This is a genomic window from Acidovorax soli, assembly GCF_014207955.1.
In the GTDB taxonomy this organism is placed as follows: domain Bacteria; phylum Pseudomonadota; class Gammaproteobacteria; order Burkholderiales; family Burkholderiaceae_C; genus Acidovorax; species Acidovorax soli_A.
Genome location: NZ_JACHLK010000019.1, coordinates 1 through 24,944, shown reverse-complemented (window position 1 = coordinate 24,944; position 24,944 = coordinate 1). Strand labels below are relative to the sequence as shown.

Sequence of the window (24,944 nt, the reverse complement as noted above, 5' to 3'; positions counted from 1 at the left end):
CGTTTGACTTTCGTGTTCCCCAGCCGGCCAGCTTCCATGGCCATTTTTCAAAGCAACAGGAGACAACGCATGAACAGCCAACTTTCTTCGTTCACCCGCCGCCTGGCCCTCTCGGCCGTGGGCGCTGCCGCCGCGCTGGCACTGGCCGGCCCTGCCATGGCGCAGGCCAACAAGGTCGTGGTGGGCGTGGCCATTCCCTCGGCCACGCACGGCTTCACGGGTGGCATCGTGTACTGGGCCAATCAGGCCAAGAAGGACCTGGAGAAGGCCCACCCCGGCCTGCAGGTCATCGTCAAGACAGCCGGCGGCGCGCCCGAGCAGGCCAACCAGCTGCAGGACCTGGTCACGGTCAACAAGATCAACGCCCTGGTGATCTTCCCCTTCGAATCGGCCGCGCTGACCAAGCCCGTGGCCCAGGTCAAGGCCAAGGGCGTCTACGTGACGGTGGTGGACCGCGGCCTGACCGACACCAGCGCGCAGGATGCCTACGTGGCCGGTGACAACACCGCCTTCGGCAAGATCCCGGCCGAGTACATCGCCAAGGCGCTGAACGGCAAGGGCAATGTGGTGGCCATGCGCGGCATTGCGACCACGCTGGACAACGAGCGCATGGACGCGTTCAACGCGGTGCTCAAGAACCACCCCGACATCAAGCTGCTGGACGCCAAGTACGCCAACTGGAACCGCGACGACGCCTTCAAGGTCATGCAGGACTACCTGACCCGCTTCCCGCAGATCGACGCCGTCTGGGCTGCCGACGACGACATGGCCGTGGGCGTGCTCAAGGCCATCGAGCAGTCCAAGCGCAAGGACATCAAGCTGGTGTTCGGCGGCGCGGGTGCCAAGGGCATGATCAAGACGCTGGCCGACGGCAGCAACCCGCTGATCCAGGCCAACGTGTCGTACAGCCCCAAGTTCATCTACGACTCGATCAAGCTCACGGCCGAGGCACGCATCAAGGGTGACAAGCTGCCGCCCACGACCATCATTCCTTCGGTGCTGATCACCAAGGACAACGCCAAGAGCTTCTACTTCCCTGACTCCCCCTTCTGATCGGAAAGCCTGATGGGGCCTTGGCCCCCATCGCAACGGCCGAGCCATGGGCCGGCCGTTGCGAAGGTCGATTGTTGCGATGGGCAGCGGATTGGATCAACCACGCGCTGCCCCCATTTTCTGGAGCCCCACCATGCCAAGACCCGTCACCCTCTTCACCGGCCAATGGGCCGACCTGCCGCTGGCCGAGCTCGCGCCGCTGGCACGCAGCATGGGCTACGACGGCCTGGAGCTGGCCTGCTGGGGCGACCATTTCAATGTGCAGGAGGCACTGGCCTCCCCGCAGTATGTGAAGGACAAGCATGCGCTGCTGGCCCAGCATGGCCTGCAATGCTTTGCCATCGGCAACCACCTGGTGGGCCAGGCCGTCTGCGACCGCATCGACGAGCGCCACCAGTCCATCCTGCCGCTCCATGTATGGGGCAATGGCGAGCCCGAGGGCGTGCGCCAGCGCGCGGCCAGCGAGCTGGCCGACACGGCGCGCGCCGCGGCGAAGTTCGGCGTGAAAACGGTCACGGGCTTCACCGGCTCATCGGTATGGCATGCCATCTATGCCTTCCCGCCCACCAGCCAGGCGTACTGGGACAAGGGCTTTGCCGACTTCGCCCAGCGCTTCGGCCCCATCCTCGATGTGTTCGAGGAGCACGACATCAACTTCGCGCTGGAGGTGCATCCCACCGAGATCGCCTTCGACATCGCTTCGGCCGAGCGCGCCATTGCCGCCGTGAAGGGCCACCGGCGCTTCGGCTTCAACTACGACCCGAGCCACCTTGCCTACCAGGGCGTGGACTATGTCAAGTTCATCCGCCAGTTTGCCGACCGCGTCTACAACGCCCACATGAAGGATGTGTGGTGGGGCAAGGGCGACGGCACGGTGGGCGTGTTCGGCGGGCACACCAGCTTTGGCGACGCACGCCGCCACTGGGACTTCCGCAGCGTGGGCCGCGGCATGATCGATTTCGAATCCATCATCGTCGCCCTCAACGACATCGGCTACCAGGGCCCGCTCTCCGTGGAGTGGGAGGACAGCCGCATGGACCGTGTGCACGGCGCCACCGAGAGCGCAGCCTTTTGCAAGCGGCTCGATTTCAAGCCCGCCGCCGGAGCCTTCGACGCCGTCTTCGCTCGCGACGAGCAACCGAGATGAGGCACCCCCTGAGTCGCTTCGCGCCTTCCCCCTCTCTCTCCTCGCTGCGCGAGTCGGGAGGGGGACTCCCCCAGCGCGGCGGGGCGGCCCTTGCGCGGGGGCACTCGTTTGGGTCATGCCTATTCCGCAGGCTGCTGATGAAGTGCAGTCAAATCAACACCAATAAGGTTTTCCATGTCCTCTGAACGCAAGCTGCGCTATGCCATGGTGGGCGGCGGCAACGGCGCCTTCATCGGCGCCGTGCACCGCAAGGCCATGGCGCTGGACGGGCAGTTCGAGCTGGTGGCCGGAGCACTGTCATCCTCGCCCGAGCGGGCCCGCGCCTCGGGCACCGCCCTGGGCCTGGCCGACGACCGCAACCACGGCAGCTGGCAGGACCTGCTGGCCGACGAGCTGCGCCGCCCGCTGGGTGAGCGCATCGACCTGGTGAGTATCGTCACCCCCAACCACGTGCACCACCCGGTGGCCCTGGCCTTTGTGCAGGCGGGCTTCCATGTGGTGTGCGACAAGCCGCTGGTGCACACCAGCGCGCAGGCCGACGAGCTGGTGGCCGCAGTGCGCCAGGCCGGCACCGTGTTCGGCGTGACCTACAACTACACGGGCTACCCCATGGTGCGCGAGGCGCGCCACCTGGTGCAAAGTGGTGCTCTGGGCACGCTGCGCAAGATCACGGTCGAATACAACCAGGGCTGGCTGGCGACGGCGGTGGAAGAGGGCGGCGGCAACAAGCAGGCCGACTGGCGCCTGGACCCTGCGCGCAGCGGCGCGGCGGGCACCCTGGGCGACATCGGCTCCCACGCCGAGAACCTGGCCGCCACCGTGACCGGCATGGAGCCCGAGTGGCTGTGCGCCGACCTCACGGCCTTCGGCGCGGGCCGCCGGCTCGACGACGACACGCAGATGCTGCTGCGCTATGCCAGCGGCGCTCGCGGCGTGATCGTGGCATCGCAGGTGGCCGCAGGCCTGGAGAACGACCTGCGCCTGCAGGTCTCGGGCACCTTGGGCACCATCACCTGGCGGCAGGAAGACCCCAACCACCTGGTGCATTCGCCGGTGGACGGGCCGCGCCGCATCCTCACGCGCGGATCGCCCTGGCTCAGCCCCTCGGCACTGCAGGCGGGCCGCATTCCTTCGGGCCACCCCGAGGCCTTCATTGAGGCCTTTGCCAATGTCTACCTGGGCGTGGCGGCCGACGTCCGTGCCCATGCATCGGGCCAGCCGGCCGATCCGCTGGCGGCCGACTACCCGCGCGTGGAAGACGGTGCGCGTGGCGTGCGCTTCATCGAGCGCGTGCTGGAGTCCGCGCAAAGCGAACGCAAGTGGACGGCCCTGGCCGGCGAGCGGGCATGAGTGCCGGGGCCAGAATGGTCCCATGAGCTCTGAAAAACACAAGATGATCACCGGCGCCCTGTACCAGGCCGCCGACCCCGAACTCGTGGCCGACCGCCTGCGCGCACGCCAGCTGTGCCACGCCATCAACCATGTGGCGCCCGAGGCCGCGGGCGAACTGCAGTCCCTGCAGGCGCAGCTGTTGCCCGGCCAGCCCGCCAGCGTGCAGATCACGCCGCCTTTTCACTGCGACTACGGCTACAACATCACGCTGGGCGAGGGCGCCTACTTCAACTTCAACTGCGTGGTGCTCGACGGCGCGCCGGTGCGCATCGGCGCGCGCACCCTGTGTGCGCCGGGCGTGCAGATCTACACCGCTTCGCACCCCTTGTCGCCCGAGGAGCGTGCCACCGGCATCGAGCAATGCCTGCCCGTGACCATTGGCGACGACGTCTGGATTGGCGGCGGCGCCATCATCTGCCCCGGCGTGACCATCGGCGATGGTGCCGTGATCGGCGCGGGCAGTGTGGTCACGCGCGATGTGCCGGCCCGCGTGCTGGCCGCGGGCAACCCCTGCCGGGTGATCCGTGAATTGCCGCAGTAGCCTGCGGGCGGCCTGCCATTACAAATTGGCACATTCGCGGCTTATGAACTATATTGATTCGAGCACTGTTCCCTGAGCCTCCTGCGCGCAGCGGGGCTCTTCACGTCCACCTTGTCGGGAGACGAGCATGCCCCTGTCGAATCTGCGTGTCGGTTTGCGTCTGGGCCTGGGTTTTGGCCTGCTCTTGCTGCTGGTGCTGGCCATGGGCCTGTTCGCGGTGAACCGGGTCAACCGGGTGCAGGGCAGCGTGGTCGACCTGGCCACCAACTGGTTGCCGAGCACGCAGCAGCTCGCGGGCCTGAACGAAGCGCTCAACCAGATGCGGCGCGCCGAGCTGCAGATGATGCTGGGCGGCGACGCCAAGGCCATCCAGGATGAAAGTGCGCGCATCGACAAACAATGGACCCTGGTGCCCAAGCTGCTCGACGCCTACGCCGCCACGCTCTCCGACGGCGAGGAAAAGCAGCTCTTCGAGGCTTTCAAGACCACCGTGGGCCGTTACAAGGACTCCCAGGCCAAGCTGCTGGCACTGTTGCGCGATGGCAAGACCGACGAGGCCATGGCCTACCTGCGCGGCGACTCGCGCGTGGCCTTTCGCTCCACCACCGATGCCATCGGCAAGCTGGGGGCTGTGAACGATGCGGGCGTGGAGCAGGCCAATGTGGCCGGCGCGCAAAGCTACCGCACGGTGCTCTGGGGCATCTGGATCATGATGGCCGCGGCGCTGGCCCTGGGGGCGGCCGTGGGCTGGCTGCTGACGCGCTCGCTCACCGTGCCGCTGGGCTTTGCCGCCAGCACCGCCGACCGCATTGCCGATGGCGACCTGACGGGCGAACTCCATTCCGTGCGGCGCGATGAACTGGGCGATCTGCTGCGGGCATTGGCGCGCATGCAGGGCGCGCTGAATGCCTCGGTCAGCGATGTGCGGCGCAGTGCCGACAGCATTGCCGTGGCCAGCCAAGAGGTAAGCAGCGGCGGCCATGACCTGTCGGTGCGCACCGAGGCTGCGGCCGCCAGCATCGAGCAGACCTCGGCCGCGCTGCAGCAGGTGACCGATACCGTGCGCCAGAGCTCGGCATCGGCCCAGCAGGCGCGCCAGTTGGCGTCGGCAGCGTCCGACGTCGCGGTGGCGGGTGGCGAGGTGGTGGCGCGCGTGGTGAGCACCATGGACGGCATCCAGACATCCTCACGCAAGATCGGCGACATCATCGGCGTCATCGACGGCATCGCCTTCCAGACCAACATCCTGGCGCTCAACGCCGCCGTGGAGGCGGCACGCGCGGGCGAGCAGGGCCGTGGCTTTGCCGTGGTGGCCACCGAGGTGCGCACGCTGGCGCAGCGCAGCGCCCAGGCAGCGCGCGAGATCAAGCAACTGATCGTGAGCTCGGTCGATCAGGTCGAGGGCGGTGCCAAGCTGGTGGGCGAGGCGGGCCAGACCATGGACCAGGTGGTCGGCTCGGTGCAGCGCGTGAGCAGCCTCATTGGCGAGATTGCCAGCGCCATCGAGGAGCAGAGCCAGAGCGTGGGCGAGGTCAACACCGCCATCTCGCAGCTCGATGGCATGACGCAGCAGAACGCCGCGCTGGTGGAGCAATCGGCCGCGGCATCGGAGTCGCTGCGCGACCAGGCGGGCCGCCTCACCGAGGTGGTGGCGCGCTTTCGGCTCAAGGGCGCGTGAACCCAATACAGCGCGAAGAATCGTCGGCCCTGCGGCCTGGGGCGAGAGATCCCCGCGGCCTCACACCCCCGCCAGCTGAAACCTCTGGTCAAAGTTCATCTTCCCCAGCACCTGCAGCGCCGCCGCCAGCAGGTTGCCGTCCACCTTGCTGATGTCGAGGCTGTAGCGGCGCTCGGTGGAGACCACGTCCACGCTCTTGGTGCCCCATTGCACGGCGACCAGCGGGGCAGGGCGGCTGCCCATGCCCGCACCGACGAACACGCCGCGCTGCTCGGGGCGGAGCATGAACTCCAGCCGGGGGGTGCGCTTGAGCGTCAGGCGGTCGGTGCCCTGGGGGCCGAACGCGAACGAGACGATCCAATCGTCTTCGTCTTCCACGGTCAGGATCGGGACGCGCTGGGGTGGTGGCATGGTGGGTGGTGTTGGGTGACTCTGTGCCTGCGGCTGGCCTGGACCAGAGGGCGCAGGCCGGGCGGCGGTCAGTATGCCGTGCAATAGCCATGCCAGAAGAGGGGCGAACCCGAAGTTGGGTGTATCCAACGCCGCCCCAGATTTGTCAGCAAAATGCAAGGACTTGTCGTACAAGTTTTCTGCGCAGTGTGCTGCAGAATGCGTGCTGCATTGCACCAAAAGGTGGCGCTGGCCCTCAGCCCGGTGCCAAGGCCCCTGCCAGCCGCCCCACGGTGGCCAGTGCTTCCTCGAAGCGTTCCTGCGCCGGGTGCCCGTAGTTGATGCGCACGCAGTGGGCAAAGCGCTGGTCGGCCGAGAAGATCTGCCCCGGCGCCAGGCTGATGCCCTGGGCCAGGGCCTGGCGGTGCAGGGCGAGGGCGTTGACCGATGGCGGCAGTTCCACCCACAGAAAGTAGCCACCCTCGGGCCGCGACACCCGGGTGCCGGCCGGAAAATGCCGGGCGATGACCGCCAGCGCGCGTTCCTGCTGCCGAGCCAGGCTGCGCCGCAACTGGCGCAGGTGCCGGTCGTACCCGCCCTGGGCCAGATACTCTGACAGCGCCTGCTGCGAGGGCACGGCCGCCGCCAGCGTGGTCATGAGCTTGAGCCGCTGCACCGCCGTGGCAAAGCGGCCTGCGGCCACCCAGCCCACGCGGTAGCCGGGGGCCAGGCATTTGCTGAAGGAACTGCAGTGCATCACCAGCCCCTCGGTGTCAAAGGCCTTGGCCGGGGGCGGGCGTTCAGGGGCGAAGTGCAGCTCGCCATACACATCGTCCTCGATCAGCGGCACCTGGTGGCGCGCCAGCAGGGCCACCAGGGCGCGCTTTTTCTCTTCGGGCATCAGGCTGCCCAGCGGGTTCTGAAAGCTCGGCATCAGCCAGCAGGCCTTGACCGGGTGGCGTGCCAGGGCCTCGGCCAGTGCGGCAAGGTCGATGCCCTCGCGCGGGTGGGTCGCCACCTCCACGGCCTGCAGGTTCAGCCGCTCCAGCGCCTGCAGGGCGGCATAGAAGGTGGGCGACTCCACGACCACGATGTCGCCCGGCCGGGTCACGGCCTCCAGGCACAGGTTGAGTGCCTCCATGGCGCCGTTGGTGATGATGAGCTCACCCACATCGACCGCCGTGCCATGCAGCCCGTAGTGCAGCGCGATCTGCTGGCGCAGGCGTTCGTCGCCCGGCGGCAGGCTTTGCACGATGTTCCAGGGGTCGAGCCGGCGCATGCCACCCGACAGGCAGCGCGCCAGGCGCTCCAGCGGGAACAGCTCCAGCCCCGGGAAGGCCGAGCCCAGTGGCACCAGGCCGCGCTCGCGCGCCGAGCCCAGCACCTCGAACACCAGGTCGCTGATGGCCACGCCGATCGATCCAGCCGCCGGCTGCGAGGGCAGGGGCTCTGCCGGGGGCACCTGGCCCGGCACCGCGGGCAGCCGTGCACTCACGTAGTAGCCCGAGCGCGGGCGCGCATGGATCAGGCCCTGGGCCTCCAGCAGGTAGTAGGCCTCGAACACCGTGGAGGGGCTGATGCCCCGCGTGCGGCTGGATTCGCGCACCGAAGGCACGCGGTCGCCCGGGCGCAGCGCGCCGCTGTGGATCAGCTGGGCGATCGTGTCGGCATGGCGCTCATAGCGTTTCATACAGAAAGGATTTTGATCTGGGCAACGTTGAATCAGTCTTCGCGATGGCGCGTGCCCAGATTTGGGATGGGCTGCCCGGCGCAAAGCGCAGCCATAGCCCGTGCTATGGCGAGCATTTGCTTGCGACGCAGACCGCCCAAAGCGGGGCGCGCGGCGCGCGAGAGACTTGTTCAGCGTTGCCATCATACAAACTGATCCGTATTTTTAGCCTGAAACTGAATCTGTACTGTTTTTCGGGCCAGGCGTAGAGTCCGTCACATCCCCAAAAAAGAAGCCGCCATCCCCATGATCGATCGTTTGCGCAGCCTGCTGCGCCCTCTTGTTGTCCCGCTGTGGCTGGCCGCAGGCCTGGGCGCTGCGGTTGCGCAGCCTGCGGCGCCCTCGGCCCCTGTGGCCCCCGCCACTGTCTCCAGCGGCATGGCACCGCGCGTGCTGGCCTGTGTCACCTGCCACGGCAAGGAGGGCCGGGCCACGCAGGAGGGCTACTTTCCGCGCATCGCGGGCAAGCCGGCGGGCTACCTGGCCAACCAGTTGCTCAATTTCCGCGAAGGCCGGCGCAGCTACCCGCAGATGACCAGCCTCATCGAGCATCTGACCGACGACTACCTGCGCGAGATGGCCGCGCACTTCGCCGCGCTGGACCTGCCATACCCGCCGCCCCCCGCACCGCAGGCACCGCCCGCCACGCTGGAGCGCGGGCGCCTGCTGGTGCAGCAGGGCGACGCGGCACGCAATATTCCCGCCTGCGTCCAGTGCCACGGCCCGGCCATGACCGGCGTCAACCCCTTCATCCCTGGCCTGCTGGGCCTGCCGCGCGACTACCTCAACAGCCAGCTGGGGGCCTGGAAGACCGGCCAACGCCGCGCCCATGCGCCCGACTGCATGGCCGACATCGCGCGCCAGCTCACGCCCGACGATGTGAGTGCCGTATCGGCCTGGCTGGCGGCCCAGCCCGTGCCCGGTGGCGGCAAGCCGGCCGCCAGCCTGGCCGGCACCATGCCGATGCGCTGCGGCGGGGTGGACGGCGTACCCGTGGCCGGGCGCTGAAGGGCATGGCATGAACGCACGAACCATCCTCTGGACGATCTCTTCCTCCCTGGCTGCGCTGGGCATTGCCGCTGCTGCGGTGGTCACCTTGAACCTGCGTGGCGAGGAGCCGCTGCCCACGGCCCCTGAGACCGTTGCCTCCACCCCCGAGCTGGTGGCCCGCGGCGAATACCTGGCGCGCGTGGGCAACTGCATGGCCTGCCACACCACGCAGGGCGGGGCGGCGTTTGCCGGCGGGCGAGGCATCGAGACGCCGTTTGGCGTGGTGCACAGCTCCAACCTCACGCCCGACAAGGCCCATGGCATCGGCCAATGGTCATCGGCCGAATTCTGGCGTGCCATGCACCACGGCCGCTCGCGCGACGGGCGCCTGCTGTACCCGGCGTTTCCCTACCCCAATTACACCCAGGTCACGCGCGAAGATTCCGACGCCATCTACGCCTACCTGCAGAGCCAGCCCGCGGTGGGCGAGGCCAACCGGCCGCACGCGCTGCGCTTTCCGTACAGCACACAGGCCGCTCTGGCCGTATGGCGGGCGCTGTTCTTTGCACCGGGCGAGCCTGTGGTGGCATCCTTGCAGACGGCCGAGTACAACCGCGGCGCCTACCTGGTCAACGGCCTGGGCCATTGCACGGCCTGCCATACACCGCGCAATGCCCTGGGCGCCACCTCGGATGCCCAGGCCTTCAGTGGCGGCCTGATTCCGGTGCAGAACTGGTATGCCCCGGCGCTCAATGCCGCGGCCGAGGCCGGCGTGAAGGAGTGGCCCGTGCAGGACGTGGTGGCCCTGCTCAAAACCGGCACGGCGCCGCATGGCTCGGTCATGGGCCCCATGGCCGAGGTGGTGTTCCGCAGCACCCAGTACCTCACCGATGCCGATGCGCGCGCCATGGCCGTCTACCTGCAGGATCTGCCGCAGCACACGGTGGAATTGCCGCCTGCGACGCTGCCCGCTGACTCGGCGATGGCACGCGGCGCCAAGGTGTACGAGCAGCAGTGCGCCCAGTGCCATGGCGACCAGGGGCAGGGCCAGCCCGGCGCCTTCCCGCCGCTGGCGGGCAACCGCGCCGTGCTGCTGGCCGATACCACCAACCTGGTGCGCGTGGTGCTGCAGGGCGGCTACCTGCCGGCCACGGCCGGCAACCCTCGCCCCCATGGCATGCCGCCGTTCCGCCACGTGCTGAGCGACGAGGACGTGGCCGCCGTCGCCACCTTCGTGCGCAACAGCTGGGGCAACCGGGCGAGCACCGTCGGCGCCATCGAGGTCTACCGCGCCAAGGAACGGCGCGGGATGTAGGCTCAGCCCGCCAGGGGGTGTGCCTTCATCTTCGCCATGTACGAGTCGGGTTGGATGTCGGTGTAGTTGGGCACGTCGGCCGTCAGCACAGGGGCGGTCTTCTGCGCCGCCGCCTGGGCCTGCTCCACCGTCTCGAAGAAGGCATTCGTCAGCGCCACCACCTGGCCCGGGCGCGGTGGGCCGGGGTACATCACGCGGTCGCTCTCCAGCCGCACCAGGCCCAGCGGGCCCAGGGCCTCGCGCGCAATGCGCATGTGCTCGCCATGGTAGTAGTCGTGGTCAAAGCGGGCGCCTTCGTGCCAGCGGTACAGGGCGGTGATCTTGATCATGCAGGGGTCTCCGATGAGGGCGCGGCCGGTATCGCCGCGGTGTCCTGCACGTTAGGGCGCACAGCCTGGGCAAGCAGCCGCCTGTGCGACACAGCCGCTCGCGCTTGTCACCCAGGCATCAGTGCGCTCTGCTCTTCTTCATCGGTCTCGCCGAGGAAGCCGCCGCTCTGGTGGCCCCACAGCCGCGCGTAGACACCGCCCAGCGCCAGCAACTGCGCGTGCGTGCCTTCCTCGATGATGCGCCCGGCATCCAGCACGATCAGCCGGTCCATGGCGGCGATGGTGGACAGGCGGTGGGCAATGGCGATCACGGTCTTGCCCTGCATCAGCCCGTCCAGGCTCTGCTGGATGGCCGCCTCCACCTCGGAGTCGAGGGCACTGGTGGCTTCGTCGAGCAGCAGGATGGGCGCGTCCTTGAGCATCACGCGCGCGATCGCCACGCGCTGGCGCTGCCCGCCCGAGAGCTTCACGCCGCGCTCGCCCACATGGGCATCGAAGCCGCTGCGGCCCTGCAGGTCGGTCAGGCTGGCGATGAAGTCCGCCGCTTCGGCGCGTTTCGCTGCAGCCAGCATGTCCTCCTCGCTCGCATCGGGGCGGCCGTAGAGGATGTTGTCGCGCATGGAGCGGTGCAGCAGCGAGGTGTCCTGCGTCACCATGCCGATGGAGCGGCGCAGGCTGTCCTGCGTGACATGCGATATGTCCTGCCCGTCGATCAGCACCCGGCCCGAGCGCACGTCGTGAAAGCGCAAGAGCAGGTTCACCAGCGTGGACTTGCCCGCGCCCGAGCGGCCGATCAGTCCGATCTTCTCGCCCGGGCGGATGGTCAGATTCAGGTCGTCGATGACAGGCCGGCCATTGCCGTAGGCAAAAGTCGCGGCCTCGAACTTCACCTCGCCCTGCGTCACCAGCAGCGGCCTGGCATCGGGCGCATCCACCACGGCGCGCGGACGCGTCAGGGTGTTGATGCCGTCCTGGATGGTGCCCACGCTCTCGAACAGCGTGGTCATCTCCCACATCACCCAGTGGGCGTGGCCCGACACGCGCAGCGTCATCGCGGTCACGGCGGCCACGGCGCCGGCACCCACCTCGCCCAGCGACCACAGCCACAGCGCCGTGCCGCAGGCCCCGAGGATCATGCCCACCACCAGGATGTGGTTGACGATCTCGAACTGGCTCACCAGGCGCATCTGCGCATAGCCGGTGAGCTTGAAGGCGTCCATCGCCGCGCGCGCGAACTCCGACTCGCGCCGCGTGTGCGAGAACAGCTTCACCGTGGCGATGTTGGTGTAGGCATCGGTGATGCGCCCGGTCATGGCCGAGCGCGCGTCCGCCTGCGCCTTGCCCACCTTGCCCAGACGCGGCACAAAGTACCAGCAGGCCAGGCCGTAGGCCACCATCCACAGCGCAAAGGGCGCCAGCAGGCGTGCGTCGAACCCGGCCAGCAGCACCAGAATGGTCACCAGGTACACGCCCATGCCCACCACCACGTCGGTGGTGGTGAAGATCATGTCGCGCACCGCCAGCGCGGTCTGCATGATCTTGGTGGTGATGCGGCCCGCGAACTCGTCGGCATAGAAGGCCATGCTCTGGCCCAGCATCAGCCGGTGGAAGTTCCAGCGCAGGCGCAGCGGGAAATTGATGGCCAGCACCTGGTGCTTCACGCTGGTCTGCACAGCCACAAGCGCGATGGAGGCCAGCAGCAGCACGGTGATGCCCACGATCTGGCCCTTGCGCTCGGCCCACAGGGCGGCAGGCGGCACGCTGGACAGCCAGTCCACCACATGGCCGAGCACGGCGAACAGCAGGGCCTCATAGATGGCGATGGCGGCCGACAGCGCCGCCATGACCAGCACATAGCCCTGCATGCCTTGCGCGCAGTGCCACACGAAGGCCAGAAAGCCTTTGGGCGGGAGATGGGGTTCCGGGGCCGGGTAGGGGGCGACGCGTTTCTCAAAAAATCCGAACAAAGTCATTGCTCCTAGAAAGGGAGGCGCTTGCGGGCGCGCCCTTTTGACCACATGGTAAGCCCGCCTTGTGACCCGCCGCACCAAGAGGGGCATTGAGGGGGGGCGACCCCGTCTCGGCACTGCATAGAATCCGCCCCCATGCAATGCTGCTTCGTAACTGCTGCGATCTTCCGTTACCTGACCTGCCCCGCCGGGCGCGCCGCCGCATGACCGCCGCAGCCCCCTGGACCTGGGCCATCATCGGCGTGGCCACCGCCGCCGTGATCGTGCGCCCCTTCCGCCTACCCGAGGCGGTCTGGGCCGTGGCCGGCGCGCTGGCGCTGCTGGCCCTGGGCTTCATCAGCCCGGCGCAAGCCTGGGAAGGCGTGATGCGCGGGCACGACGTCTACCTGTTCCTGGCCGGCATGATGCTGTTGTCCGAGCTGGCGCGGCGCGAGGGCGTGTTCGACTGGCTGGCCACCCTGGCCGCGAAGCAGGCCCGGGGCTCGGGCCGGCGCCTGTTCGCCTGGGTCTATGCGGTGGGCACCCTGGTCACGGTGTTCCTGTCCAACGATGCCACGGCCGTGGTGCTCACCCCGGCCGTGTTTGCCGTGGCGCGCGCGGTCGGGGCCTCGCCCTTGCCTTATCTGTTCATCTGCGCCTTCATCGCCAATGCGGCGAGCTTCGTGCTGCCCATCTCCAACCCGGCCAACCTGGTGGTCTGGGGCAGTGGCATGCCGTCTCTCGCGCACTGGCTGGCGCTGTTCGCGCTGCCCTCGCTGGCTTCCATCGCTGCCACCTACCTGGCTTTGCGCTACATCCTGCGCAGCACCATCCCCGAGACCATTGCCAGCACGGTGCCCGAGCACCCGCTGGGCCTGGGCGGGCGCGTGGCCGCCGGGGGGCTGGCGGTGTCGGTGCTGGTGCTGGTGGGCTGCGCCTGGCTGCGCATCCCGCTGGGCTGGCCCACGCTGGGTGCAGCGCTGGGCACGCTGGCGCTGCTGGCCTTTGCCTGCGGCCGGGCGCCCTGGCAGGCGCTGCGTTCCGTGTCCTGGGATGTGCTGCCGCTGGTGGCGGGGCTGTTCATCTTTGTCCAGGCGCTGGAACACACGGGAGTGGTGGGCCTGCTGGCCGCCAGCCTGCGCAGCGCCGCTGCCGCCTGGCCGCAAGGCGCCGGCACTGTGCTCGGGGCCCTGCTGGGCGTGGCGACCAACCTGGTCAACAACCTGCCGGCGGGCCTGCTGGCCGGGGCCTCGCTGGATGCCGCCGCTGCATCGGGCACCGTGCGCGCGGCAGCGCTGATCGGCATCGACCTGGGGCCCAACCTCTCGGTCACGGGCTCCCTGGCCACCATCCTGTGGCTGTCGGCGCTGCGGCGCGAGGGCCTGCATGTGGGGGCCTGGCAGTTCCTCAAGCTCGGGCTGGTCGTGATGCCGCCCGCACTGCTGTCGGCCCTGCTGGTGCTGCAGGCCGCGCATTCGCTGCACCTGCTCGCCCCTTGAGTGGGCAGCCGCCTACTGCGCCGTGGAGGCGGCCTTGGGCGGCTGGCGGTAGACCACCGTGATGCGCGGCACGCTTTTGACGCCGGGCTGCTTTTCCAGGAAGGCGTAGAGAAACGCCGTCAGGCTCTTCTCGCACAGCGCCATCACCGCCGGCTCGGAGGCCATGGCCTGGCCTTGCTGCTGGGCGCGCCTGGCGGCTTCTTCCTGCAGGCGGATGATGGCAGCCTTCTCATCGGTGAGCAGGCCGCCGGCGACCACGCGGTGGCGCAACTGCGTGACGGCCGGGGTGGCCACCAGCCGGGGCGGGTTCACGTGCACCTCGATGCCCTTGTCCGTCGCCTTGAGGTCGTACTGGCCGGGTGCCAGGTCAAAGCCGAAGGCGTACTCGGCCGTGTAGGTCACGGCCACCACGCCGGTGGAGGCCAGGCCCAGCACCGACTTCTCGATGATCTGCGTGCTGCCTTCCTCGCGCACCACGGTGGCCGACAGCAGCTTCATCTGCTCGGCCAGCGACTGCTTGCCCACCGTCAGGTAGCTGGTGTAGCGCGTGTAGCCCAGGAGCTCCTGGCTTTGCGTGCGGACCTCGCTTTGCAGCAGGGCCACCCGCTCGCGTGCCATCCACCCCACGATGCCCGCCGCCAGCAGGCCGCCCACGGTGAACGCGAGGGCGACGCGCAGCAGGGTGCGGGGCAGGACCATGGGTACAGATTACAGCAGGAACACGATCGCCACGGTCAGCACGCCCAGCGCCAGGTTCACGCCCACCAGGGTGCGGATGGACGCCAGCGCCTTGCCGCCCGCGGCCCAGTCCGAGGCCGCCACGGCCACGCGCAGCCGCTTGTACAGCGCAAAGCGGATGTGGCCGAAGATCGCCATCATCACCAGGCCGATGGTGGCCATCAGGGTCCACGACAGCGGCATGGCAAAGCGCCCGCCCGACTGGGCCGCGGCCTTGGCCACATTGCCGATCATCCACAGGCCCGAGCCCAGCACCAGCACCACGGCCACCGATACGGCGGCAAAAAAGCGCTGCAGCACGTCGTGCATCAGCTTGAGGCGCTGCGGAGGCTCCAGCGACAGGGTGGCCGGGCGCAGGAAGAAATGGGCAAACACCATGCCGCCGATCCAGACGATGAGGGACAGGACATGGACGAACTTGAGCGCGGCGTAGAGCATGGCGGACGAACAGGGCGTGGGGCCCCGGGATTGGTTGTAGTGGTCCGATTGTGCGGCGACTTCCCTGCAGGCCATGCAGGCCGAGGGGATTACGCCCTTGCCAGCACCGCTGCGATGAATGGCCCCTTGGCCTCGGTGTAGGCCTCGCGGTCATGCCGGTACCGCAGCGCCAGCTGGCGCTTGAGCGCCGCATAGCCGGCGGCCAGCTCGGCACTGCCGCGCAGCGCGTCGCGAAAGGCCAGGCGCTGGTGCCACAGGGCGCTGCCCAACGGCACCAGGTGCAGGTGGTGCGTGCGGTGGGCCGGGCTGGGCTTGCAGAACCAGTGCATCTGCTCCGGCTTGTAGGGGGCGTACAGGTAGTCCCATGGGGCCACTGCGGAGATGGCTTGCATGGACCCGGTCAGCGAGTGCACCGGCGCCATGATGTCGATGACGGGCTTGGCGGGCAGCCCTGGCACGGCCGTGCTGCCGATGTGCTCCACCGGCCCCGCCAGCCAGGGCGCCAGGGCCGCTTGCAGCAGCAGGCGCTCGGCATCGAAAAGGGCAGGCCATCCGGGATCGTATTCCACGATCTCGACCCATGCGTCGGCCAATGGAGCGGGGGAGCTTGCCATCAGCCCTTCCCGCGGTGCGCCAGCAGGGACAGCAGCCCGGCCAGGGCCAGCAGGCCCGCCCACACCGCCAGAAAGCACCATCCCGCAGGCCCCGAGTGGCCGATGGACTCCCAGCCCGTGGCCGTTTCCAGCCAGCTCCAGAAGGGGTCCAGCAGCAGCGTGAGCACCGGCCCCGCAGGGACCACCCAGGCGAGATGGCCCAGCAGCCGCAGTACCGGGTTGCGTCTGGCCGGTGGCGTTGGCGGGCGTTCGATGGGGGGCTGCATGCCCTCCATTCTGGAGGATCTGCCGCCAGGGGGAGGGCTGTCAGCCGGCCGGGCCCTGCGGCGGTGCTGCCGTGTGCACCCGGTTGCCGCCGTTCTTCTTGGAGACATACATGGCCGCATCCGCGTGGCCGAGCAGCACGTCTTCCGCCTCGCCATGCTCGGGGTAGAGCGCCATGCCGATGCTCGGCTGCATGGGAACCGGCAGGCCGGCCAGGTCGAACGCGGGGCCGAAGGCCGCGAGGATCTTGGTGGCCACCGTGCAGGCATGTTCCCGTGCCTGGCACCCCTCCAGCAGCACCACGAACTCGTCGCCGCCGATGCGCGCCACCGTGTCTGATCCCCGCACGCACTGCAGCAGGCGCTGGGCCACGGCCTGCAGCAGCAGGTCGCCCATGGCATGGCCCAGGGTGTCGTTCACGTCCTTGAAGCGGTCCAGGTCGATGAACAGCAGGGCCAGCAGGCCCTGCTCGCGCCGGGCGCGGGCCAGCGCGGTCTTGAGCCGGTCGCGCAGCAACTGGCGGTTGGGCAACTGGGTGAGCTGGTCGTACTGCGCCATGTGGGCCAGCCGCTGGTGCATCTGCTTGCGCTCGATGGCGGCCGCCACCTGGGTGGAGACGAACTGCAGCAGCTCCTTGTCCCGGTCGGTGTAGGGCGCGTGCGCGGCATAGCCCTGCAACACCAGCGCACCGATGGGGCCATCGCGGGCCAGCAGCGGCACCCCCAGCCAGTACAGCGGTACGCGCCCGACCACATGGTCCGGGGCACCGGCGCTGGGCGTGCGCAGCAGCGGCTGTGCCGTGCGGACGACCTGGGCGCACAGCGCATCGTCGGCGAGCGGCCGGGTGCCCGGGCAGGGATGGTGTTCATCGACGTGGTAGGGGTAGCTCAGCTGCTGCGTGTCGGCGTCGTACAGCACCACGGAGAAGTTTGCTGCCGCCAGCAGCTGGCCGATGATCTGGTGCACCTGCTCGAACAGCGCCCCGAGGTCCTTGGCGGTATGGGCCGCCTCCGAGATGGCGTAGATGGCCGCCTGCATGGACTCGGTGTTCTTGCGCTCGGTGATGTCATGGGCCACGGCCAGGCGCACCTGGCGTTCTTCGAGCCAGCGGGCGGTCCAGCGGATGTGTGCGATGCCGCCATCCTTGCGCACGTAGCGGTTCTCGAAATGCAGCTGCAGCTCACCCCGCATGATGGCCTGGGCCTGGCGTTCGGTGGTGCCGCGGTCCTCGGGGTGCACCAGGTCCAGCATGCGCAGGCCCACGGCTTCATCGGGCCGGTAACCGAAGATGCGTTCGAACGCCGGGCTCACGAACAGCACCCGGCTGTCGGGGTCCACGATGCAGATGGCGTCGAGCAGCAGATCGACGACTTTCTCTGAGGAGATGCTGTGCATGGAAGCGGGGCGGCCGTCAGGGGCAGGGCCGCAGGTGCTGCGTTGCGACCATTGTGCCGTGGATTGGGTGATGTGTGACCAAATGTTAGTTCCAAAGTGTTGCGGGCTGGTGAGAGAAGGAGGAGGCCAGTCCCTACGCCCCAAGGGGTTACCCGCGCTTGCATTGCATAATCGCGAATCACTCGCATTCCTTGATTTGCCGTACTGCATTCCATGGCCACCAGCACTGCTTCCCGCCTGCACCTCGTCTCGCGCATCGCCGCGGGCACGCTGGGCAGCTATGCATTCACCTGGGGCTTCATCGCGCTGGTCGTGGGCACGATGTTTGCGGCCGGCATGCCTTTCCATGACGCCGAGGCGCTGAGCTATATCCTGGGTTTTCTGGTGCTGCTGGTGGCCTTTCTGTGGGCCTTCTGCTCTGCCAGCCTGTGGCGCGTGTGGCTGGTGCTGGCTGGTGGCGGTGCCCTGATGGCGGGAGCGGCCTCGCTGGTCCAGCACGCTCTGCTCTGATCCCTTGTTGCCGCGCCGCCCCGGGGCAGGGGTGGCCCACCTGGAGACCTGTCGATGTTCCAAAATTTCCGGCTGACCATGGCCTGGCTGCACACCTGGTTTGGCCTGGTGCTGGGCTTTGTGCTCATGGTGGTGTTCTTCTTCGGCTCGCTCTCGGTCTTCGACCGGGAGATCGACCGCTGGGCCATTCCCGGCACGCGTTTCGAGCCGCAGCCCATGCCCTCGTTCGACAAGATCCTCTTGCCCGTGTTCCAGGACATGAAGCCCACGCCCGAGGCCATCGAGCAGGCGCGCAGCCGCGTCAACGGCCCCATGGCCGAGAGCTTTCCGGTCAAGCGCTGGGGTGCGTACACCACCCACCGCGACCCGGTGCTGGGCATCTTCTCGGGCCATGAGCTGCCCAATGCCAAGACCAAGGACGATGAGGTCTTCGGCATCCGCACCATCGACCCGCGCAGCGGCGCCGCGCTGCCCGACGACCACCTCAAGATCGGCAGCCGCTTCTTCTACCCGCTGCACTACAGCCTGCACCTGGAGTGGAAGAACCTGGGCTACTGGATCGTGGGCTTTGCCGCGCTCATCATGATGGTGGCACTGGTCAGTGGCGTGGTCATGCACCGCAAGATCTTCCGCGAGCTGTTCACCTTCCGCCCCAAGAAGCACACCCAGCGCAGCGCGCTGGACCTGCACAACCTCACGGGCGTGGTGGCGCTGCCGTTCCACTTCATCTTCGCGCTCTCAGGGCTGGTGATCTTCGGCGGCATTTATTTCCCGGTCACGCACACCCAGCTCGATCCGCTGCACGAGTTGCACGAAAAGCACGAAGCCAAGGAAACCGGCCTGCCGCACGAGAAGGCCGGCGTGCCTGGCACGCTGGCGTCGGTAGACGCCATGGTGGCCGAGGCGCAGCGCCGCTGGGCCGCCAAGGGCATGGCCGGCGATGTGGGCTTTCTGGCCGTGCAGCACGTGGGCGATACCAACGCCTACGTCAGCATCTACCGCGCCGGCACCGACCGCGTGACGCTCACGGGCGAGGGCATGCACTTCAAGGGATCGACGGGCGAACTGATCCGCGAAGACCTGCCCGTCACCGTGGTGGCCGGCATCAACAACTTCCTCACCGGGCTGCACCTGCAGCACTTTCGCCACTGGCTGCTGCGCTGGCTGTACGTGCTGGGCGGCCTCTCGGGCTGCGTGTGCATTGCCACGGGCTTCATCTTCTTTGTGGAAAAGCGCAAGCGCAACCACGCCAAACAGGGTGTGAGCGGTGCGCGCTGGGTGGATGCGTTTGCGGTCACCACCGTCACGGGCATGCTGGTCGCCACCTTCTCCATGCTCATCGGCAACCGCCTGCTGCCCACCGACCTGCCGGCGCGCGGCAGTGTGGAGCAGTACCTCTTCTGGGGCGCCTGGGTGCTGGCCTGTGCGCACGCCATCTGGCGCACCGCGCCCATGGCCGAGGGGCGCATGTCGCCCGCCTGGGCCGAGCAGTGCTGGGCCGCTGCCGTACTGGCCGTGGCGGCCGTGCTGCTCAACTGGGTGACCACGGGCGACCACCTGCTGCGCACCCTGGGCAACGGCTACTGGCCCGTGGCCGGCGTGGACCTGTCGCTGCTGGCCGCCGCCGCGCTGGCCGTGGTCGCCGCGCGCAGGCTGCGGCGCCGCGAGGCGGGCGCCACAGCCCTGGCCGCGGGTGGCTCGTCGCCGGAGGTGGCCAATGCCTGACTCGCTGCTCTATGTCGTGGCCCTGCTGGCCAATGTGACCGGCCTGGCCTGGCTGGCGCTGTCGATGGACGTGCACTGGGAGCAGGTGCGCGGCCCGGCGCCCCTGACACGTGGCACGGTGGTGCTGCTGCGCTGGCTGGGCGCCGCCGTGGTGGTCGCCTCGCTGGCCGTGTGCCTGTCGGTGGACCACGGCTCCATGGCCTCGCTGGTCTGGTTCATGGTGCTGGCCGGCTCGGCGCTGACCATCGCCCTCACCCTGGCCTGGAAGCCGCGGCTGCTGGCGCCCCTGGTGGCCTGGGTGCCGGCGACCTCTTCTCCGCTGAAATGACAAACCCGCCCGCACCGGGACGGCGCGGGCGGGCTCTTTCTGGCAGGCCGGGCGATCAGTCCAGCTTGAGCTTCTGCTTGGCCACCACGCCCTTGTAGAGCTCGAACTCGGCCTTGGTCTGGGCCGTGAACTCCTGCGGGGTGTTGCCCACCACCAGCGAGCCGGTGTCTTCGATGCGCTTCTTCACAGCCGGGTCTTCCAGCGTCTTGCGCACGGCCTGCGAGATGCGCTCCACCACGGCGGGCGGCAGGTTCTTGGGGCCGTGGATGCCATAGAAGGCCATGCGGTTCACGGGCTCGAAGCCCACTTCCTTGAAGGTCGGCACATCGGGCAGCGAGGGCAGGCGCTGCGGCGCGGCCACGGCAATCGCGATCAGGCGCTTTTCCTTGATGAAGGGCAGGGCGGAGGGCAGGTTGTCGAAGATCATCGGCACCTGGCCGGCCACCGCGTCATTGAGGGCCGGGCCCGCGCCCTTGTAGCCGATGTGTTCGAGCTCCAGGCCCGAGAGCGACTTGAACAGCTCCATCTGCAGGTGGCCGATGCCGCCCGTGCCGGAGGTGGCGAACGCGTACTTGCCCGGGCTGGCCTTCACCGCAGCCATGAAGCCCTTGAAGTCCTTGCCCACGAAGCTGGGGTGCACGGCCAGCACATTGGGCGTGGCGGCCATGTTGACGATGGAGGTGAAGTCCGTGAGCGGGTTGTACTTGACCGCAGGGTTGATGGCCGGGGCCGAGGCCACGCTGGACACCGTGGCCACGCCCAGGGTGTAGCCGTCGGCCGGAGAGCGCGCGATCTCGGTCGCGCCGACCACGCCGCCAGCACCGGCCTTGTTGTCCACCACCACAGGCTGGCCCAGGGCCGTGCCCAGGGACTGGCTGACCACGCGGGCCACGATGTCGGTGGTGCCGCCGGGGGCAAAGGGCACGATCAGGCGCACGGGCTTGTTGGGGTAGTCCTGGGCCTGGGCGGGCACAGCTGCGGCCAGCAGGCCGGCGGCAACGGCCACGGCGCTGCAGAGCTTGAGGGTAGGGGGTGTCGTCATGCTTGTCTCCGGGAGAGGTTGTGTCGAGAAAAGAGAAAACCGGGCCGCGTTGGCCGCAATGCCCGTGCTGCGGTTTTGCAGCTTGCGTGCCAGGCGGCGCAAAGAAGGCATGGACCGTCCGCCAGGCCGCGCCAGCCTTGGATGGGTGGCCTCGGGACGACCTGCGAAACGGTCGCCCGGGTACCGGAAAAGCGGCGGATTTCCACACACCAGCCGGCGTTTTGTGCGGATTTCCAGACAGCCCCGTCTGTCAAGCGGGCATAGCCGCGCTGCCGGCATGCCGCCGCCCGCGCACAATGGCGGCCCTGGCCGCCCCGCGTGGGGCCGCGCTGTTGAACCCTTCCCCCGTTTGAAACCTACCCGTTCCCTCCTGAGCTCCGGCATCGCGCTCCTGGCCTGCGTGTTCGCTGGCGCGCTGACCTACCGCTGGTCGCTCGATGCGCAACTGGCCGCGCAGCAGCGCGCTGCCAGCCAGCGCCTGGCGTTTGCCGCCCAAAGCCTGGAGTCGCTGCTGCAGCGCAACGAGGCCCTGCCCGCACTGCTGGCGCTCAACAGCCGGACCAACCTGGCCTTGCAGCAGCCCACGCCGCAGAACCTGCAGGCCGCCAATGCCTATCTGGCCTCGGCCGTGGCGCTGGCCGGCGTGGACACAGCCTATGTGATGGACACCGAAGGCCTGACCCTGGCGGCCAGCAACTGGAACCTGCCGAGCAGCTTCGTCGGCCAGAACTACCGCTTTCGCCCCTATTTCGAGGCCGCCATGCAGGGGCAGATCGGCCGCTTCTTCGGTGTGGGGGTGACCACCGGCCGCGCCGGCTACTTCATGGCCTCGGCCCTGCCGCCCGAGGCGCCTGCGCCCGGCGTGGTGGCGGTCAAGATCTCGCTCGACGCCTTCGAGGCGGCGCTGGCCGAGGGCGGCGACACGGTGCTGCTGGCGGATGGGGAGGGCGTGGTCTTCGTGAGCACCGAGCCCGCCTGGCGCTACCGCACGCTGGCCCCCATCCCCACGCCGGTGCGCACCCGCCTGCAGGGCGTGCAGCAGTATGGCAACTACCCGCTGACGCCCTTGCAAGGCCACGGCCCCCGGCCCGTCGATGGCGACACCCTGCGCCTGCAGCAGGCGGGCCAGCAGCGCGACTTCAGCGTGGCGGCGCGCACGGTCGGCCCGCTGGGCTGGCAGATGCTGCTGCTGGCCGACCAGCGCCCGGCCCGGCAGGAGGCGCTGGTCGCGGGCCTGGCCGGTGGCCTGTGCGCGGCCCTGGTGCTGGGCCTGGCCCTGCTGCGCCGGATCGACCGGCTGGGCCGCGCCGAGCGTGCCGCCAGCGCCGAGCGGCTGCGCGAAGCGCATGGCATGCTGGAGGCGCAGATCGCCCAGCGCACGCGCGAGATCACGGCCGCCAACACGGCCCTCGAAGAGCGCGTGCAGGCGCTGCAGCAGGCCGAGCAGATCGTGCGCGGCACGCGCGACACGGCCGTGCAGGCCGGCAAGCTCGCGGTGCTGGGCCAGATGGCGGCCGGCATGAGCCATGAGCTCAACCAGCCCCTGGCGGCCCTGCAGACCCTGTCGGACAATGCCATGGCCCTGCACCAGCGCCAGCGCGGGGAGGACGTGGCCGAGAACCTGCGCCTCATCAGCCAGCTGGCCGAGCGCATGGGCCGCATCGTGCGCCAGCTCAAGAGCTTTGCGCGCAAGGAGCCGCCGGCCCTGCACCCCTGCAGCGTGCGCGAGGCCCTGGACCATGCCCTGCTGCTGCTGGCCCCGCGCTGCCAGGCGGTGGATGCGCGGATCGCCGTCGCTGCCTTCGATGAGCGCCTGTGCGTGCTGGCCGACGCCACGCGGCTCGAGCAGGTGCTGGTCAACCTGCTGCGCAATGGGCTCGATGCGGTGCAGCACCAGGCCGTGCGCGAGGTGCGCTTTGCCGCCGAGGTACAGGCCGGCGGCCAGGTGCTGCTGCGTGTGGCCGATACCGGCCGCGGCATGGACCCCGAGGTGCAGACCCATCTGTTCGAGCCGTTCTACACCACCAAGGCCGGCGAGGGCCTGGGCCTGGGACTGGCCATTTCGCGCATCATCGTGGAAGGCATGGGGGGCACGCTGGTGGCTGCCAACCTGCCCCAAGGCGGCGCCGAATTCACCGTGGGCCTGCCCGGTGCGCCAAGTCCCACAGCCACTTCAGCGAACCAGGACACAGCATGACACCCTCTCCAGGCGGCAACCCGACCGTCTACCTCGTCGAGGACGACGCCATGGTGCGCCGCGCCTATGGGCAGGCCCTGTCGCTGGCCGACATCGAGGTGCGCGCCTTCGCCCACGCGCAGGCCGCGCTCGATGCCTTCGGCCAGGACCGGCCCGCCGTGCTCGTCACCGACATCCAGATGCCCGGCATGGACGGCATGGAGCTGATGCGCACGCTGCGCGCGCAGGACGCCGAGCTGCCCGTGGTGCTGGTCACCGGCCATGGCGATGTGGCCCTGGCCGTGGACGCGATGCGCGATGGCGCCTACGACTTCATCGAAAAGCCGTTCTCCTCCGAACACCTGGTGGCCACCGTGCGGCGCGCGCTGGAGCGCCGGGCCCTGGCCGACGAGTTGCGGCAGCTGCGCGAGCGCAACCCCCGCGATGCGCTGGGCACGCTGGTCGGCCCTTCGCCCGGCATGGCCGAGGTGCGCCGCCTGGTGGCCGCCCTGGCGCCGCTTGGCGTGGATGTGCTGCTGCACGGCGAGACCGGTGCCGGCAAGGAGGTGGTGGCGCGCGCGCTGCATGCGGCCAGCGGGCGCAGCGGCCCCTTCGTGGCCATCAACTGCGGCGCGCTGCCCGAAAGCATCATCGAGAGCGAACTCTTTGGCCATGAGCCCGGTGCCTTCACGGGTGCCACGCGCCGGCGCATCGGCAAGATCGAGCATGCCAACCAGGGCACGCTGTTGCTCGACGAGATCGAGTCCATGCCCCAGCCCCTGCAGATGCGCCTGCTGCGCGTGCTGCAGGAGCGCGAGCTCGAGCGCCTGGGCAGCAACCAGAGCGTACCCATCACCTGCCGCGTGGTGGCTGCCTCCAAGGTGGACCTCAAGGCGCTGGCCGCAGAAGGGCGGTTCCGCACCGACCTGTACTACCGCCTGCATGTGGCCCACATTGCCATACCGCCGCTGCGCGATCGCCCGCAGGACATTCCCGTGCTCATGGCCCACTTCATCGCCCAGGCCGCAGCCCGCCATGGCCGGTCGGCCCCTGCCTGGACCGGCCGCGACCTGGCCGCCTGGCTGGCGCACGACTGGCCCGGCAACGTGCGCGAACTGCGCAACGCCGCAGAGCGCCTGTGCCTGGGCCTGCCCACGGAGCCGCTGGGCGAGGGCGATGCCTCGGCCCCATCGCTTGCGGCCCGCGTGGATGCCTTCGAGCGCAAGCTGCTGCGCGACACCCTGCGCCTCACCCAGGGCAATGTGGCGCGCGCGGCCGAGATGCTGCAGATGCCCCGCAAGACGGTCTACGACAAACTGCAGCGCCATGGGCTGACGCCCGGGGACTTTGCGGTGCGCCCTGGGGCAGGGAGCCCCTCTATATAAGGACAGGGGATGCTCCCAGAGGCGACAGAACTCCTTGGGCGAAATTCTTCGGGTTTTCCCTGCGAGGCCCTCCAAGTGGTGCTATAGTTGAGGGCTTCGCTGCACGGAGGTCCTTGTTGGGGGTTCTGGGTGGTTGAAGAAGAAGGTTTGAAAAAACTTTCGAAGTTTTAGAAAAGTCACCGGATTCTCGGTATACAATCTAAGGCTGCGCTGACAAGAGTGGGTTGCCGAAAGGTGGTTGAGCTTGAAGGTGTGTTGGGGTGGTTGAAAGCGCTGAGCGGTTTCAAAAACTTCAAAAAAGTTTGACGATACTTAAA

23 protein-coding genes are annotated in these 24,944 nt (G+C 68.7%); 13 read left to right on the top strand and 10 right to left on the bottom strand.

The features are described 5' to 3' along the window. The first annotated feature begins 69 nt into the window (after nucleotides 1-69). The 5 genes from HNP48_RS30410 to HNP48_RS30390 all read left to right on the top strand — a co-directional run bounded on the left by HNP48_RS30410 (nucleotide 70) and on the right by HNP48_RS30390 (nucleotide 5,811). Entirely contained in the window at nucleotides 70-1,053 is a 984-nt protein-coding gene (locus HNP48_RS30410; protein WP_184864424.1) for a substrate-binding domain-containing protein, read from the top strand. Nucleotides 1,054-1,186: 133 nt separating this feature from the next. After that, on the top strand, nucleotides 1,187-2,200 hold the full coding sequence (locus HNP48_RS30405; RefSeq protein WP_184864421.1) for a sugar phosphate isomerase/epimerase: 1,014 nt from the start codon (nucleotides 1,187-1,189) through the stop codon (nucleotides 2,198-2,200). 174 nt (nucleotides 2,201-2,374) lie between these two features. Beyond that, nucleotides 2,375-3,550: a Gfo/Idh/MocA family protein gene (locus tag HNP48_RS30400; protein WP_184864419.1), complete on the top strand. Its 1,176-nt coding sequence runs from the start codon at nucleotides 2,375-2,377 to the stop codon at nucleotides 3,548-3,550. A 22-nt stretch (nucleotides 3,551-3,572) separates the two neighbouring features. Beyond that, nucleotides 3,573-4,133: a sugar O-acetyltransferase gene (locus tag HNP48_RS30395; protein WP_184864417.1), complete on the top strand. Its 561-nt coding sequence runs from the start codon at nucleotides 3,573-3,575 to the stop codon at nucleotides 4,131-4,133. Between the two features lie 127 nt (nucleotides 4,134-4,260). Next, the gene (locus tag HNP48_RS30390; protein WP_184864415.1) at nucleotides 4,261-5,811 is read left to right on the top strand and encodes a methyl-accepting chemotaxis protein; all 1,551 of its coding nucleotides are present in this window, start codon (nucleotides 4,261-4,263) and stop codon (nucleotides 5,809-5,811) included. Between the two features lie 60 nt (nucleotides 5,812-5,871). Here the strand turns inward: HNP48_RS30390 and HNP48_RS30385 are convergent, their stop codons facing one another. Both HNP48_RS30385 and HNP48_RS30380 read right to left on the bottom strand, forming a co-directional pair. After that, a complete protein-coding gene (locus HNP48_RS30385; protein WP_184864413.1) occupies nucleotides 5,872-6,222 on the bottom strand; it encodes a hypothetical protein in 351 nt (116 codons plus the stop codon). A gap of 235 nt (nucleotides 6,223-6,457) precedes the next feature. Continuing rightward, nucleotides 6,458-7,891: a PLP-dependent aminotransferase family protein gene (locus HNP48_RS30380; protein WP_184864411.1), complete on the bottom strand. Its 1,434-nt coding sequence runs from the start codon at nucleotides 7,889-7,891 to the stop codon at nucleotides 6,458-6,460. 285 nt (nucleotides 7,892-8,176) lie between these two features. Between HNP48_RS30380 and HNP48_RS30375 the strand changes: the two genes are divergently transcribed. Both HNP48_RS30375 and HNP48_RS30370 read left to right on the top strand, forming a co-directional pair. Then, on the top strand, nucleotides 8,177-8,938 hold the full coding sequence (locus HNP48_RS30375; protein ID WP_184864409.1) for a c-type cytochrome: 762 nt from the start codon (nucleotides 8,177-8,179) through the stop codon (nucleotides 8,936-8,938). Nucleotides 8,939-8,948: 10 nt separating this feature from the next. After that, on the top strand, nucleotides 8,949-10,235 hold the full coding sequence (locus HNP48_RS30370) for a cytochrome c (RefSeq protein WP_184864407.1): 1,287 nt from the start codon (nucleotides 8,949-8,951) through the stop codon (nucleotides 10,233-10,235). A gap of 2 nt (nucleotides 10,236-10,237) precedes the next feature. Here HNP48_RS30370 and HNP48_RS30365 read toward each other — a convergent pair whose 3' ends face one another. Next, nucleotides 10,238-10,564 (bottom strand): EthD family reductase, encoded by a 327-nt coding sequence (locus HNP48_RS30365; RefSeq protein WP_184864405.1) that lies wholly within the window; start codon nucleotides 10,562-10,564, stop codon nucleotides 10,238-10,240. 107 nt (nucleotides 10,565-10,671) lie between these two features. Then, nucleotides 10,672-12,531 (bottom strand): ABC transporter ATP-binding protein, encoded by a 1,860-nt coding sequence (locus tag HNP48_RS30360; RefSeq protein WP_184864403.1) that lies wholly within the window; start codon nucleotides 12,529-12,531, stop codon nucleotides 10,672-10,674. A 206-nt stretch (nucleotides 12,532-12,737) separates the two neighbouring features. On the opposite strand from HNP48_RS30360, the gene HNP48_RS30355 reads away from it, so the two are divergent. Next, nucleotides 12,738-14,012: an arsenic transporter gene (locus HNP48_RS30355; protein WP_184864400.1), complete on the top strand. Its 1,275-nt coding sequence runs from the start codon at nucleotides 12,738-12,740 to the stop codon at nucleotides 14,010-14,012. A 12-nt stretch (nucleotides 14,013-14,024) separates the two neighbouring features. Here the strand turns inward: HNP48_RS30355 and HNP48_RS30350 are convergent, their stop codons facing one another. The 5 genes from HNP48_RS30350 to HNP48_RS30330 form a co-directional block, all read right to left on the bottom strand. Further along, complete coding sequence (locus HNP48_RS30350; RefSeq protein ID WP_184864398.1) at nucleotides 14,025-14,711, bottom strand: hypothetical protein; 687 nt, start codon at nucleotides 14,709-14,711, stop codon at nucleotides 14,025-14,027. A 9-nt stretch (nucleotides 14,712-14,720) separates the two neighbouring features. Further along, complete coding sequence (locus HNP48_RS30345; protein WP_184864589.1) at nucleotides 14,721-15,188, bottom strand: CopD family protein; 468 nt, start codon at nucleotides 15,186-15,188, stop codon at nucleotides 14,721-14,723. 89 nt (nucleotides 15,189-15,277) lie between these two features. Continuing rightward, nucleotides 15,278-15,802, bottom strand: coding sequence for a GrpB family protein (locus HNP48_RS30340; protein WP_184864396.1), 525 nt, complete (start codon nucleotides 15,800-15,802; stop codon nucleotides 15,278-15,280). Then, on the bottom strand, nucleotides 15,802-16,068 hold the full coding sequence (locus HNP48_RS30335; protein ID WP_184864394.1) for a hypothetical protein: 267 nt from the start codon (nucleotides 16,066-16,068) through the stop codon (nucleotides 15,802-15,804). Before HNP48_RS30335 ends, HNP48_RS30340 begins: the two co-directional genes overlap by 1 nt. Nucleotides 16,069-16,108: 40 nt before the next feature. Continuing rightward, on the bottom strand, nucleotides 16,109-17,461 hold the full coding sequence (locus HNP48_RS30330) for a GGDEF domain-containing protein (RefSeq protein WP_184864392.1): 1,353 nt from the start codon (nucleotides 17,459-17,461) through the stop codon (nucleotides 16,109-16,111). A gap of 213 nt (nucleotides 17,462-17,674) precedes the next feature. Here HNP48_RS30330 and HNP48_RS30325 point away from each other — a divergent pair, with 213 nt between their 5' ends. The 3 genes from HNP48_RS30325 to HNP48_RS30315 are packed head-to-tail and all read left to right on the top strand — an operon-like array spanning nucleotide 17,675 to nucleotide 20,024. Next, the gene (locus tag HNP48_RS30325) at nucleotides 17,675-17,971 is read left to right on the top strand and encodes an iron uptake protein (RefSeq protein WP_184864381.1); all 297 of its coding nucleotides are present in this window, start codon (nucleotides 17,675-17,677) and stop codon (nucleotides 17,969-17,971) included. Nucleotides 17,972-18,025: 54 nt separating this feature from the next. Further along, nucleotides 18,026-19,696 (top strand): PepSY domain-containing protein, encoded by a 1,671-nt coding sequence (locus HNP48_RS30320; protein ID WP_184864379.1) that lies wholly within the window; start codon nucleotides 18,026-18,028, stop codon nucleotides 19,694-19,696. Continuing rightward, nucleotides 19,689-20,024, top strand: a complete 336-nt coding sequence (locus HNP48_RS30315; protein WP_184864377.1) for a DUF3325 domain-containing protein — start codon at nucleotides 19,689-19,691, stop codon at nucleotides 20,022-20,024. The genes HNP48_RS30320 and HNP48_RS30315 overlap by 8 nt, the downstream gene beginning before the upstream one ends. 55 nt (nucleotides 20,025-20,079) lie before the next feature. Here the strand turns inward: HNP48_RS30315 and HNP48_RS30310 are convergent, their stop codons facing one another. Beyond that, complete coding sequence (locus HNP48_RS30310) at nucleotides 20,080-21,066, bottom strand: tripartite tricarboxylate transporter substrate binding protein BugE (protein WP_184864375.1); 987 nt, start codon at nucleotides 21,064-21,066, stop codon at nucleotides 20,080-20,082. Between the two features lie 349 nt (nucleotides 21,067-21,415). On the opposite strand from HNP48_RS30310, the gene HNP48_RS30305 reads away from it, so the two are divergent. Next, nucleotides 21,416-23,263 carry an ATP-binding protein gene (locus tag HNP48_RS30305; protein WP_184864373.1) on the top strand — a complete coding sequence of 616 codons (1,848 nt, stop codon included), beginning with the start codon at nucleotides 21,416-21,418 and terminating at the stop codon, nucleotides 23,261-23,263. Continuing rightward, nucleotides 23,260-24,627 (top strand): sigma-54 dependent transcriptional regulator, encoded by a 1,368-nt coding sequence (locus tag HNP48_RS30300; protein ID WP_184864371.1) that lies wholly within the window; start codon nucleotides 23,260-23,262, stop codon nucleotides 24,625-24,627. Before HNP48_RS30305 ends, HNP48_RS30300 begins: the two co-directional genes overlap by 4 nt. Nucleotides 24,628-24,944 lie beyond the last annotated feature (317 nt).